Origin of the sequence: Bradyrhizobium sp. 76 (assembly GCF_023073025.1) — a bacterium.
Classification (GTDB): domain Bacteria; phylum Pseudomonadota; class Alphaproteobacteria; order Rhizobiales; family Xanthobacteraceae; genus Bradyrhizobium.
On sequence record NZ_JADPIS010000103.1, the window covers coordinates 293,566 to 306,342 of the forward strand.

Sequence of the window (12,777 nt, forward strand, 5' to 3'; positions counted from 1 at the left end):
AGTTCGCCTCTCCGAGCGGTTCCAATCAAAACCTCGAAAACAACCCCATGCACAGTAGGGATGTGCTTGCAAACGCAGAGCTTTTTTAACGACAAATCCGCCGGGGGCTGCCCCCCGGCGGATCATGTCGGGTCACAATCGCAACCAGCCTTACGCCTTCATCGCGCTCTTCACGGCTTCGGCGGTGATCGGCAGGGCCCGGACGCGAGCGCCCGAGGCGTTGAAGATGGCGTTGCCGATCGCGGGTGCGATCACTGTCACCGCGGGTTCGCCGACACCGGTGGCCTTTTCGCCATTGGCGATCACGGCGATCGCGACCTCGGGCACCTGGCTCATGCGCAAGGGCGTGTAGCTGTCGAAATTGGTCTGTTCGATGCCACCGTCCTTCAGTGTCGCCTTCTCATACATCGCCAGCGACAGGCCCCACAGCGCCGCGCCCTCGACCTGGGCACGGATGTTGTCGGGATGCACCTGCGTGCCGACGTCGGTGGCGACCGTGAGCTTCTTCACGGTGACCTCGCCCGACGGCGCGACGGCGACATGGGCAACGCAGGCCGTCCAGCTTGCGGTCGCGCGTTCCTGCGACGAGACGCAGGCTACGCCCATGCCCTCACCCTTCGGCAGCTTCCTGCTGCCGTAGCCGGCAAGGCCCATCGCGGCGAGCAACGTGTTGCGCAGCCGCTGCGCGCCGCCGTCGTTCTTGCCGGCGCCGTCGAGCAGCGAGATGCGGAACTGTGCGGGGTCCTTGCCCGCCGCCGCCGCGATCTCGTCGATCATGCTCTCGACCGCCCAGAAGGTCCAACCCGGCGCGACCGAGCGGAGCTGGCCGGACGGCGTCGCGTTGTGCGCCATCTCGTTCTTGATCGCGCGCACATGATGGTTGGGCACGGTGTAGAAGAAGTCGGCCCCGTTCACCGTGAAAGAGTCGAGCGGACCCTTCTTGTCCACCGACGGCGTCAGGAAATCAGGGATTCCCCAGCGCGCGGTCGGCCAAGCCGAAACCACGTCGTGGCTGAGCGCGACGAGCTTGCCGTCGCCGTCCACGCCCGCCTTTACTTTTTGATAGGTGAGCGGACGCGAGAAATCCATCGTCATGTCGTTCTCGCGCGTGTAGATCACCTTTACCGGCTTGCCGATGGCCTTCGCCGCCTGCACCGCCGGAATCATCATATCGGCATCGAGCCTGCGGCCAAAGCCGCCGCCGAGCCACATCTGGTGCATGACCACGAACTTCGGATCGATCCCGGCCGCTCCCGCCGCGATCGCACCGGAGCGCGTCGCGAACTGGTTGCCGGAATAGATGTGCAGGATCTCACCCTTGAACTCCGCCGTGGCGTTCATTGGCTCCATCGGCGCATGGATATTGATGCTGGTGGTGTACTCCGCCTCCAGCACCTTGGCCGCCGTGCCGAACGCCGCCGCGGGATCGCCGTCCTTGACGAAGAACTGGCCGGAATCCTCCTGCTTCTGAAGCCGCATGGCCTCGTCGAGCAGCGACTGGCTCGACACTTTCGCGTTCGGACCGCCGTCATAGGCGATCTTGAGCGCCTGCGCCGCCTTCTTGGCATTGGCATAGGTGCTGGCGACCGCGACGACCCAGCCCGAGGTCGTTCCGGTCTTGTCGTCGAGGGTGACGGCCTTGATGAAGCCCGGCACTTTCTTGGCGGCGCTATCGTCGACCGACTTGACCGTGGCGCCGAAGCGCACCGGCGGCGTCACCACCGCGCCATAGGCCATGCCCGGAATCATCACGTCGATGCCGTATTTGGCCGTGCCATTGGTCTTGGCGGGGATGTCGAGTTGCGGCACCGACACGCCGATCATGGTGTATTGATCCGGCGTCTTCAGCTTGATCGCCTTTAGCTCGTCCGGCGTGAAGGACTTGGTCGCCTTGCCGCTCTTGACGACATCGGCGAACGACATCGCCTTCTTCGACTTCGGATGCGAGATCATGGAATCGCGCACCACCAGTTCCGACGCAGGCACGCCCATCGCGGCGGCCGCGCCTTCCGTCAACGCCATCCGTCCGGCGGCGCCGGCGCGGCTCATGGCCTCGAAGTTCATCATGGTCGACCAGCTGCCGCCGGTGATCTGCGCGCCGAGCACGGGATCGTTGAACTTCGGATCATTGGAGGCGAGCTGAACCCGCATGTCGCTCCATTTGGCGCCCAGCTCTTCGGCCACGATCTGCGCCATGGTGGAGGCGATGTGCTGGCCCATGTCGGCCTTGCCGCAGGTGACGGTGACGAGACCATCGGGCGCGATCGCGTACCAGACACTGGGCTCGAAGTTCTGGGGCGCCGCGAGCGCCTCACCGATGCCGGGCACGCCGGCATAACCGAGCACGAGGCCGGTTGCCGCGGTGCCGACAAGGAAGGAGCGGCGGCTGAGATCTGTCGTTTCGGCTGTGACGCTCTTGATGTGCTTATTCATGTGGGCCTCCGCTCGTTGCCGGAGGCGGATGCGGTGCGCATCTCGGTTGCGGCGCGCATGATTGCCTTCTGGATCCGCGAATAGGTCATGCAACGGCAGAGATTGCCGTCCATATGTGCCACGACCTCTTCCTTGGTCGGGTTGGGATTTTTCGCCAGCAGCGACGCCGCCTGCATGATCTGCCCGGACTGGCAGTAGCCGCATTGCGGCACCTGCTCGGCGATCCATGCCTTCTGCAAGGGATGGTCGCCCTTGGCGGCGAGGCCTTCGATGGTGGTGATCTTCTTGCCGGCGACATCGCCGACCATGGTCTGGCACGAACGCACGGCTTCGCCGTTGACGTGCACGGTGCAGGCCCCGCACAGGCCGGCACCGCAGCCGAACTTGGTGCCGGTCATCTGCAATTGCTCGCGGATCGCCCAGAGGAGCGGCGTGTCGTTCGCCGCATCCACGGACAGACTCCGCCCGTTGATGGTGAGAGTTGGCATAGGCGTCTTCCCCTGCCGGTGCATGAAGCCGCTTACGGCGGCAACTTGTCTTGGCGGACGCCCACCGGGCCGGCGCCAGCCTTGGCCGCAAGAATGATCGCGTTCAGGCGCGGAGGCAAATGCAATTTGGAATCGATCGAACAAACGCGGCGCGCGCATCTTGTGCGTTGCGAGAACAGCGATGATGCAGCGACTGGACGCAACAGAGTGCACGCCAAACATGCAGGCCATCGCGTTCAGGCGGTTTCCCCCGAGTAACCTGGCGCGTTAGGATGGGTGAAGAAACGAGATAACAAGAGGCATGCAATGGCTGGGATCGATCGGGACGGCGTCAAAATCTACTACGAGGTCCATGGCGACGGGCCGCCGCTGCTGCTGACCCACGGCTACTCATCGACCTCGGCGATGTGGCATGGGCAGGTCGAGGCGCTTGCCAGGGATCACAAGCTGATCCCGTGGGACATGCGCGGTCACGGCCAGTCGGATTATCCCGACGATCCCGCCGCCTACAGCGAAGCGCTCACGGTCGGCGACATCGCGGCGATCCTCGATGCGGTCGGCACTGAGCGCGCCATCATCGGCGGGCTCTCGCTCGGCGGCTACATGTCGCTTGCCTTTGCTCGCGCGCATCCAAAGCGCGTCCGCGCGCTGCTGATCATCGACACCGGCCCGGGCTTCAAGAAGGACGATGCACGCGAGGCCTGGAATGCGCGGGCGCTCGCCACTGCCGACAAGTTCGACCGCGAAGGGCTCGACGTGCTGAAGGCGGCGACGCGCGAGCGCGCCACCGCGCGCCATCGCAATGCCACGGGATTGGCGCTCGCCGCACGCGGCATGCTGACCCAGCGCGATGCGAAGGTGATCGAGCTGCTGCCGGAGATCAAGGTGCCCAGCCTGATCGTGGTCGGTGCCGACGACACGCCGTTCCTCGCCGCGTCGGACTACATGGCCGCGAAAATTCCCGGCGCGCAAAAGGTCGTGATCCCCGCCGCCGGACATGCCGTCAACATCGACCAGCCGCAGGCTTTTGTTGACGCGGTGCTGCCTTTCCTGAAGAACTTGCCGGAATAGGACGATCGGACGGGAACACAGGCAATGAAGCGAGCGATGTTGGCTGCAGGCGCGGTGTTGCTGTCGGTATCCGCGCAAGCCGAGCAGTTCGGCGGGACACCACCCCGCCTGCCCTTCGTCGCGACCTTGTCGAACAACACGCCGCTCGCCTTCGGCATGGATGCCGGGCAGACCGCGCGGGCGCTGGGGCAACCGCTGCAATATGTGCGCGGGCGTCCCGGCAACGAGATCTATCTCGCGCTTCGCAACATCGGCGGCAGCGGACTGATCCCCTACCGTCACCGCCTTTTCCTGCAGTTCCGTCATGGCCGGTTGGCAGGATGGAAGGAGGATTACGGCGAGAACTGGATGTGGGAATAGGTGGTTCTCCTCATGGTGAGGAGGCGCGAAGCGCCGTCTCGAACCATGCAGGCCCGCCTCTCGCATCTCGGCCTTTCATCCTTCGAGACGCGCGCAAGAGCGCGCTCCTCAGGATGAGGAGAAAGAGTGAATTCGTGACAACCAACAAGGACAACCCGCGTGGGACAAGACATCAAGCTGACGGCCTCCGACAATTTCCAGCTCAGTGCCTATCGCGCTGACCCCGCGGGCACGGCGAAGGGCGCGGTGGTGGTGATCCAGGAAATTTTCGGGGTCAACCATCACATCCGCTCGGTCTGCGATCGCCTCGCCGGGGAAGGCTATGTCGCGATCGCCCCGTCGATCTTCGACCGGACCTCGCCGGGCTTCCAGTCCGGCTACACGCCCGATGAGATCGCGGAGGCGCGCAAGTTCGTCGCCAGTCCGGATTGGGACGCGATGCTGCGCGACACCCAGGCGGCGATCGATGCGGTGAAGAGCATCGGCCCGGTCGGCATCATCGGCTTTTGCTTGGGCGGCAGCGTCGCCTTCGTCGCGGCGACACGGCTGTCGGGCCTGAAGGCCGCGATCGGCTATTACGGCGGCGCCGTCGTGCGCTTTGCCGACGAGACACCCAAAGTGCCGACGCAGCTGCATTTTGGCGAGAAGGATGCCGGCATTCCCCTGACCGACGTCGAGACCATCAAGACGAAGCGGCCGGACGTCGAGGTCTTCGTCTATCCGGGCGCGCAGCACGGCTTTCACTGCGACGAGCGGGCGAGTTACGACAAGGCCAGCGCCGACATCGCCTGGCCGCGCAGCATGGAATTTTTCGCCAAGCATTTGAAATCGTAGCGCGCGCGGCTCTCTGTCATTCCGCGATGCGCCGACGGGCGCACGCCCGGAATGATGAAGAGAGCAGGAATCGGGTGGCTGCATCCTGCCGCACGGCGATAGAGCTGGCTGATCAAGCCAACCCACGCCGGGAGATCGTGATGCAGCAAGCCAATACGAACATCGTCATCCGCAATCCGTTCGGCACCATGGACGTGCCCGCGCCTGATGATCGCGACGTCATGGATTATGCCGCAATCGCCACGCTTGGCGGCGACGCCGCCGACGTCAACGCGGCGGCGTGGGCAAAAATCGCGGCACAGTCAGACCCGCTCGACGGCATCTGGGCCAGCCGCTGGAATGGCGGCGCAGATCCGACCATCGCCGGCGATACGCCGCAAGACTGGAAAGAAGGACGCGCTGAGGTGCGGGTCACAGGCGAGCGCATCTTCCTGCGCTTCGACTGGGACCATGGCCGCCGGCACGGGCTGATCGATGCGGCGCGCGACGGCGGGGATCACCTGGTCGGGAAATATATCAACCTAACCAATCCGGTGATTACACGGCCATGGGTTGGGCTGGTGGTCGACGCCACCAGGATCGACGGATGTTTTCCGAACGGGCGGCTGGATTTCAGGCGGTGAGCTAGAGCTTCGCTCGAAAGCGCTCTAGAACCAGCGCTCGCCGACGAACACGGTGTCGCCGGGGCTCAAGGGGGTGCCAAGCGGCACCACGGCGCGCATGGCGCCGCCGGCTTCAGTGTGTGTGACGGTGACCACGTCGCGCTTGGCGCGGGGCGAGAAGCCGCCGGCAATCGCGACGGCGCTTTCGACCGTCATGTTCGGCACATACGGATACTGGCCGGGCGCGGAGACTTCGCCGAGAATGAAGAACGGGCGATAGGCCTCGATCTCGACGGCAACCGAAGGTTCGCGGATGTAGCCGTTGCGCAGCCGCGCGGCGATCTCGCCGGCAAGGCCCGCCGGGGTACGGCCGCGTGCCGGCACGCCGCCGATCAGCGGCATCGTGATGGAGCCGCCGGCGTCGATCGCGTAGCTGTTGGTGAGACCTTCCTGGCCATAGACCACGACGCGCAGCCTGTCGCCGGCGTCGAGATGGTAGGAGGAATCGTACCGGACCGGCGCCGCCATCGGTGCGGCATAACCAACCGGCATGGGCGCAGGCGAGGCAAAGGAATTGCTGAGTGCTGCAATGGCACCGCCGCCACTGCCGACGACGACCGGCTGCGGCGCGTTGTACGGCTGGCCATAGGCCATCGAATCGAGATCGGCGCGCGGCTGCACATAGGCGACGGGACCAGCGGTTTGCATGCAGCCGCCAAGGGTCAGCGCGGCGGACGCTGCCAGGGACGCTGCCGAGATCGACAATCGAAACGCGCGTGCAACCGGCACCGGACTTATCCCTCGAAACGAGACAGATCCAGTGATGCACCGGTTATGGTTAATAAAGCGTTGAGGGCCGGGTGGCGCGACGATGCGGCTACGGGCGCAGTGCGCTCCCTCTCCCGCTTGCGGGAGAGGGTTGGGGAGAGGGTGTATCCACGACGGGACAATCCCCCAGAGGATAGAACCCTCACCCGGCGCGCGGGACGATGCTTCGCATCGCCCGGGACGCGTCGACCTCTCCCGCAAGCGGGAGAGGTGCACCACCTTCGCGGCTGACTTACGCGCTCACGCCGACGCCGATCGGGCAGGACACGCCGGTGCCGCCCAGTCCGCAATAACCGGCGGGATTCTTGGCCAGATATTGCTGATGATAGTCCTCGGCAAAGTAGAATTCGCCGGCGGATGCGATCTCGGTGGTGATGGTGCCGAGACCTTTTGCAGCAAGCGCCTTCTGATAGAGCGCCTTCGATTGATCGGCCGCTTTCTTCTGCGTGTCTGAATAGGTGTAGATCGCGCTTCGATATTGCGTGCCGACGTCGTTGCCCTGACGCATGCCCTGCGTTGGGTTGTGGCTCTCCCAGAACGTCTTCAACAGCTTCTCGTACGACACCTTGTTCGGATCGAACACGACCAGCACCACTTCGGTGTGACCGGTGCGGCCCGAGCAGGTCTCTTCATAAGTCGGGTTCGGCGTGTGGCCGCCGGCATAGCCGACGGCAGTTGTGTAAACGCCCTCGCCTAGCTCCCAGAACTTGCGCTCGGCGCCCCAGAAGCAGCCGAGCCCGAACACCGCCTGCTCGAGGCCGGCGGGATAAGGCGGCTGCAACTTCGTGCCGTTGACGAAATGGGTGGTCGCGGTCGGAATGGCTTGCGCACGGCCGGGCAGCGCTTCCGTGGCGCTCGGCAATGCGGTGGTCTTGCGCATGAACAGCATGGACGGATCTCCGGGAACGAGCTGTGCCTCGCCTGGGCCAAGGCGATGAGCCAAGCGCTCAGGCGGCGTGCTCGCGATCAGTTGGGAATATAGGTCTTTACGCGCAAAGGGGCAGCCCTGTTACGCCGTCCGCACGCCGGTTCGAGGCGCGCGAATTGAAAGCTCAATCCCGGGAATAGCCGATCAGCGGCTTGCGCGGGCGGAACAGGATCATCAGGAGGATGCCGAGAATGCCGAGGACGGCGAAAACCGGCTGATCCAGCACCAGGCGGATCACCGAGGTCCAGAGCCAGGGCGCCTTGGCCTCGACCCAGGTCCGGAATGCCGTCTGGCTGGCCTGATTGATGTCGTTCCAGAACTGGCCGAAGCGGGTGAACCGAAGGGTCTGGTCGGCGACCCAGCGGGCGCCGTCGTAGACCATGAAGATGAACCCGCCGGCGAGCAGCAGCAGCCCAATCAGTCGGAAAAAGCCGCGGATCATGCCTCACCCTCTATAGTCGTCCGATCGGACGACCCTCGGAACGCCGCCAGCCAATACAAGGGAGACGGCAGAAATTCAACCTCTTCAGGGCGTTACGGCATTCATCCCCACCCCAAGAGGCTGGTTGTCCAGCCCGGGAAAGCGTTGACGGTGCCAAAGACCCTCTCTATAAGGGCGCCAACTGGCGGCGGGCGCAATCCTGCCGCCGCTGTTCTTTGAGCAGTTGCAGGCTCTTTTGGGCTTAGAGGCTCTTTGGGGCTTAGAGGCTCCTTGAGCTGAGAGGCTCTTTGGGCCTCAGAGACAGCCGCAAGGCCGTCGCTCTTGTTCCAGGAACAGCCTAGCAACCGAACACCCTAATTCCGAGCGTCGATTACGCGGTCAAGCAAGCCGGCGCTACCCGACCAAGACGCGACCGGTACCCGCAAAGGACATTGAGACTATGGCCAATACCACTTCCGCCAAGAAAGCGACGCGCAAGATCGCCCGCCGCACCGCCGTCAACAAGTCGCGCCGCACCCAGATGCGCGGTGCCGTGCGTAACGTCGAAGAAGCGATCAAGACCGGCGACCGCGCCGCAGCCGTGACGGCGCTGGCGAACGCCGAGCCCGCCTTGATGCGCGCCGCGCAGCGAAACATCATTCATAAGAACAATGCCAGCCGCAAAGTCTCGCGGCTCACCGCGCAGATCGCCAAGCTCGCCAAGTAAGCTCGCGAGTGATCTAGCAGCATTCGTTCGATCGGACGATCCGGTCGCACATCGCATACGTCAAACAGCCCGGCATCACGCCGGGCTTTTTTGTTGCCTGCCATATCCACGCAAGCAGTCACGCGCCGAGCGACCTTCGATCGGAGGATTGCGGCGTTTGCACCATGATGTCCCGTAGTTCTACCTGCGAATGATTTTGCAACAGCGGAAACTTCCACCGCGGTGCAAAAAGTCGTTGCAAAGCGGGCACAACTTGAATTCGCGGCGCCTTGAGTTTTGCACACCGTAGATTCCCCGGATCGAATTGACCGGTGGAGTTACCCTGTGAAACGAGACTCAAAAAGCGATGGCTCGCTAACCACTTATCGACATAGTGAGGCCAAGCATTTGGAAAACTCGTCCGCGCGTCGCGCGCGTGACGCTTTTGTAAAAAATTTTTGGCGGTGGCGGAGAATTGTCACATGAAACGTGGCGTCTTCGATTCTGTGCACGAATCCAAAAACTTGCTCTGAAGCCTGTGCACAAGTCCGCGTGGCGTTAACGCAGATCAAGATTTTTGATGCCTCAAGTGTGAATCAATTCCGTTGCGAGTCTTTCCGCATAGTGTATTCCTTAAGACGTCAGCGGCGCCCACGATCTTGAGACCAGCGCGGTATCGGAAACGGGGCGAGCGTGCAAATCGGCGGCGATGTGCACGTAGGCGGCGCTTCAACAAGCGATTGTCGGATCAAAACCCACAGCAATGTGGGAACGGTAGCTCTTTGTCTGAATGTCTCCAAGCGGGATCTTTCTCTCGCGCTTAAGAGACATCTTGAAAGCTGCCCCGACAGGCATGATGGCGAGGCCGAGCGGACTAGTACACGGGCAGGCATCCGATGACGAAGCGGGTGTCGTTTGGACACGCAGGACCTTGTCGCGAGCAATCACGGCAGGACGGGGAGGTATCATGTCTTACGAACTCAACGCGGTATTGAAACACATTTCGACTTCCAGCATTTCGACTTCCAGCGATGCCGTTTTAGATTCGTCGGACACCAAGCCTCCCGCGTGTCACGGAGCGCCGAGTACGCGCTGACCTCGCGACCCCTCCATCTCTAGACATTGCTGATCGGACGCGGCGTTTCCGCCGAGCGGTCGAGCCATGCCTGCAGGTGAAATCGCTTGAGGTCCCGCCATTGCAAATAATCCTGGGCAGGTATTGCTGGCAGGAACTCTGCATGGCGCTCACCACGCAACCTTATCTCTCAAGAAAAGTTCTCAAATGATGACAACCCCGGAACAGGATCGCTGGTCACGCGTGAAGAGTCGGCTCCGCTCGAACGTTGGCGAAGACGTCTATACGAGCTGGTTTGCGCGCATGGATCTGGAAGGCGTCCAGGACGAGAGCGTGCGTCTGTCGGTGCCGACCCGCTTCCTGAAGAGCTGGATCCAGGCCCATTATGCCGAGCGCGTGCTGTCGTGCTGGCAGGCCGAGATGCCGGAAGTGCATCGCATCGATCTCACCGTGCGCTCGGCCGTGCGCCCCGTGGTGCAGCAGAAGGAAGCGCCCGCGCCGGTCGAAACGCGCCGCTCGCCTGCGCCGGAGCTGCGCTCGACCGCGACCGCGCCGGTCTCGGCCAATCATGATGCGCTCGGCGGTTCGCCGCTCGATCCGCGCCTGACCTTCGCAAGCTTCGTCGTCGGCCGTTCCAACACGCTGGCGCATGCGGCTGCGCGTCAGGTCGCCGAGGGTCGTCGCGGCGATCCCGTCATGTTCAATCCGCTCTACATCCATGCGGGGGTCGGCCTCGGCAAGACCCATCTCTTGCAGGCGGTGACCTGGGCCGGCAATTCCGGCAACGAGCGCAAGGTGCTTTATCTCACCGCCGAGAAATTCATGTACGGCTTCGTCGCCGCGCTGAAGACGCAGACGGCGCTCGCCTTCAAGGAAGCGTTGCGCGGCATCGACGTGCTCGTGATCGACGATCTCCAGTTCCTGCAGGGCAAGTCGACCCAGGCCGAGTTCTGTCACACGCTGAACGCGCTGATCGATGCCGGCCGCCAGGTCGTGATCGCGGCCGACCGTCCGCCGTCCGATCTCGAAAGCCTCGACGACCGCGTGCGCTCGCGGCTGGCCGGCGGCCTCGTGGTCGAGATGGCCTCGCTCGGCGAGGAGCTGCGACACGGCATTCTCAAGTCGCGCGTCGCCGCAGCCCGCGCCCATCATGCGACCTTCGAGGTGCCGGAGGAGGTGCTGACCTATCTGGCCCGCGCCATCACCCATAACGGCCGGGATCTCGAAGGCGCGATCAACCGCCTGCTCGCGCATTCGAAGCTCAACAACCGGCCGGTGACGCTGGAGATGGCGGAGCACGAGGTGCGCGACCTGATCCGGCCGCAGGAACCGAAGCGGATCAAGATCGAGGACATCCAGCGCGTGGTGGCGCGGCAATATAATGTCAGCCGCTCCGACCTCCTGTCCTCGCGCCGGACCGCCAACGTGGTCCGTCCGCGCCAGGTGGCGATGTATCTCGCCAAGACGCTGACCCTGCGATCGCTGCCGGAGATCGGCCGCCGCTTCGGCGGGCGCGATCACACCACGGTGCTGCACGCCGTTCGCAAGATCGAGGCCCTGGTTTCCAAGGACACGGCGCTGTCGGACGAGGTCGAATCGCTCAAGCGCCAGCTTCAGGAATAAACGCCTAGGTCTTTCCCCTTTCCTCGCGCCGCCCCGGCCATGCCTGGGGCGGCGGTCTTGGTCCAGCTGGGCGCCGGCCCCGTCTTTGCCGGTAAATCGTGGGGAACTGTCGCGCAATCCCTTGAAACGGATGACTTTACGCGCCACCTTGCGCGACCCTGACGGCTTTGGTCATATCGGCTGGATGACCCGGCCTTCCGGGGATTTCGGTGCCGTGGCGCGCGTCCCGCCGCCCGGCTTTTCCAGATTTGTGTTTCCTTGGGGATCGGGCGAGTAGTGCAATGAAGGTTACGGTCGAACGCGCGCAACTCCTGAAGTCGCTGGGCCACGTCCATCGCGTGGTCGAGCGCCGCAACACGATTCCGATCCTCGGCAACGTGCTTGTTAGGGCCGAGAACGCGAAATTGTCGCTGAAGGCGACCGACCTCGATCTCGAGGTCACGGAAACGCTCGCGGCGGAAACCGCGACCGCGGGCTCCACCACCGTGCCGGCGCACATGTTCTACGACATCGTGCGCAAGCTGCCGGACGGTTCGCAGATCGTGCTCGAAGCCGACGGCGACCGCGCCGTGCTGGCGATCCGCGCCGGCCGCTCCCGCTTCACGCTGCAGACCTTGCCGGAGAATGATTTTCCGGATCTCGCGGCCGGCGACATGTCGCATTCGTTCAGCCTCGCCGCCAAGGACGTCAAGCGGCTGATCGACCGCACCCAGTTCGCGATCTCCACCGAGGAGACCCGCTATTATCTCAACGGCATCTATCTGCATGCCGCGGGCTCGGCCAAAGCCGCCACCCTGCGCGGCGTCGCCACCGACGGCCACCGCCTCGCCCAGCTCGACCTGGTCCAGCCCAAGGGCGCCGAGGGCATGCCCGGCGTGATCGTGCCGCGCAAGACGGTCGGCGAGGTGCAGCGCCTGATCGAGGACAACGAGGCCGAGGTCACGATCGAGCTGTCGCAGGCCAAGATCCGCTTCACCATCGGCAATGTGGTGCTGACCTCGAAGCTGATCGACGGCACATTCCCCGATTACGGCCGCGTGATCCCGCAGGGCAACGACAAGGAGCTCGTCGTCGACAAGAAGGATTTTGAGAACGCGGTCGACCGCGTCTCGACGATTTCCAGCGAGCGCGGCCGCGCCGTGAAACTCTCGCTGTCGCCGGGCAAGCTGGTGCTGTCGGTGACCAATCCGGATTCCGGCAGCGCGACCGAAGAGCTCGAAGTCGAATACGCTTCCGACGCGCTCGATATCGGCTTCAACTCCCGCTATCTGCTCGACATCGCCGCCCAGATCGAAGGCGACGTCGCAACGCTCCGGCTCGCCGACCCGGGCTCGCCGACCCTCGTGCAAGACCGCGACGACAAGAGCGCGCTCTACGTGCTGATGCCGATGCGGGTGTGAGGGCTACC

General features: G+C 63.9%; 12 protein-coding genes. 7 read left to right on the forward strand and 5 right to left on the reverse strand.

Annotated elements, in window-relative coordinates:
• Positions 1 to 150: 150 nt before the first annotated feature.
• Complete coding sequence (locus IVB48_RS27710; protein ID WP_247404877.1) at positions 151 to 2,433, reverse strand: molybdopterin cofactor-binding domain-containing protein; 2,283 nt, start codon at positions 2,431 to 2,433, stop codon at positions 151 to 153.
• Positions 2,430 to 2,921, reverse strand: coding sequence for a (2Fe-2S)-binding protein (locus IVB48_RS27715; protein WP_007616069.1), 492 nt, complete (start codon positions 2,919 to 2,921; stop codon positions 2,430 to 2,432). Before IVB48_RS27715 ends, IVB48_RS27710 begins: the two co-directional genes overlap by 4 nt.
• Positions 2,922 to 3,227: 306 nt before the next feature.
• On the opposite strand from IVB48_RS27715, the gene IVB48_RS27720 reads away from it, so the two are divergent.
• From IVB48_RS27720 to IVB48_RS27735, 4 genes are all read left to right on the forward strand, one after another.
• Entirely contained in the window at positions 3,228 to 3,992 is a 765-nt protein-coding gene (locus IVB48_RS27720; RefSeq protein ID WP_247404880.1) for an alpha/beta fold hydrolase, read from the forward strand.
• Between the two features lie 24 nt (positions 3,993 to 4,016).
• Positions 4,017 to 4,352 (forward strand): hypothetical protein, encoded by a 336-nt coding sequence (locus IVB48_RS27725; protein WP_247285157.1) that lies wholly within the window; start codon positions 4,017 to 4,019, stop codon positions 4,350 to 4,352.
• Positions 4,353 to 4,511: 159 nt separating this feature from the next.
• The gene (locus IVB48_RS27730) at positions 4,512 to 5,186 is read left to right on the forward strand and encodes a dienelactone hydrolase family protein (RefSeq protein ID WP_247404881.1); all 675 of its coding nucleotides are present in this window, start codon (positions 4,512 to 4,514) and stop codon (positions 5,184 to 5,186) included.
• Positions 5,187 to 5,326: 140 nt separating this feature from the next.
• On the forward strand, positions 5,327 to 5,809 hold the full coding sequence (locus IVB48_RS27735; RefSeq protein ID WP_247405454.1) for a hypothetical protein: 483 nt from the start codon (positions 5,327 to 5,329) through the stop codon (positions 5,807 to 5,809).
• Positions 5,810 to 5,833: 24 nt separating this feature from the next.
• On the opposite strand, the gene IVB48_RS27740 is transcribed toward IVB48_RS27735, so the two are convergent.
• The 3 genes from IVB48_RS27740 to IVB48_RS27750 all read right to left on the reverse strand — a co-directional run bounded on the left by IVB48_RS27740 (position 5,834) and on the right by IVB48_RS27750 (position 7,986).
• Entirely contained in the window at positions 5,834 to 6,577 is a 744-nt protein-coding gene (locus IVB48_RS27740; RefSeq protein ID WP_027566096.1) for a polysaccharide biosynthesis/export family protein, read from the reverse strand.
• 271 nt (positions 6,578 to 6,848) lie between these two features.
• Entirely contained in the window at positions 6,849 to 7,505 is a 657-nt protein-coding gene (msrA, locus tag IVB48_RS27745) for a peptide-methionine (S)-S-oxide reductase MsrA (protein ID WP_247404884.1), read from the reverse strand.
• Between the two features lie 163 nt (positions 7,506 to 7,668).
• Complete coding sequence (locus tag IVB48_RS27750; protein WP_007616084.1) at positions 7,669 to 7,986, reverse strand: hypothetical protein; 318 nt, start codon at positions 7,984 to 7,986, stop codon at positions 7,669 to 7,671.
• Between the two features lie 439 nt (positions 7,987 to 8,425).
• On the opposite strand from IVB48_RS27750, the gene rpsT reads away from it, so the two are divergent.
• From rpsT to dnaN, 3 genes are all read left to right on the forward strand, one after another.
• Positions 8,426 to 8,692 (forward strand): 30S ribosomal protein S20, encoded by a 267-nt coding sequence (gene rpsT / locus IVB48_RS27755; protein ID WP_007598259.1) that lies wholly within the window; start codon positions 8,426 to 8,428, stop codon positions 8,690 to 8,692.
• A 1,264-nt stretch (positions 8,693 to 9,956) separates the two neighbouring features.
• Positions 9,957 to 11,369 (forward strand): chromosomal replication initiator protein DnaA, encoded by a 1,413-nt coding sequence (dnaA, locus tag IVB48_RS27760; protein WP_026233035.1) that lies wholly within the window; start codon positions 9,957 to 9,959, stop codon positions 11,367 to 11,369.
• Positions 11,370 to 11,650: 281 nt separating this feature from the next.
• On the forward strand, positions 11,651 to 12,769 hold the full coding sequence (gene dnaN, locus IVB48_RS27765; RefSeq protein ID WP_007598262.1) for a DNA polymerase III subunit beta: 1,119 nt from the start codon (positions 11,651 to 11,653) through the stop codon (positions 12,767 to 12,769).
• Positions 12,770 to 12,777 lie beyond the last annotated feature (8 nt).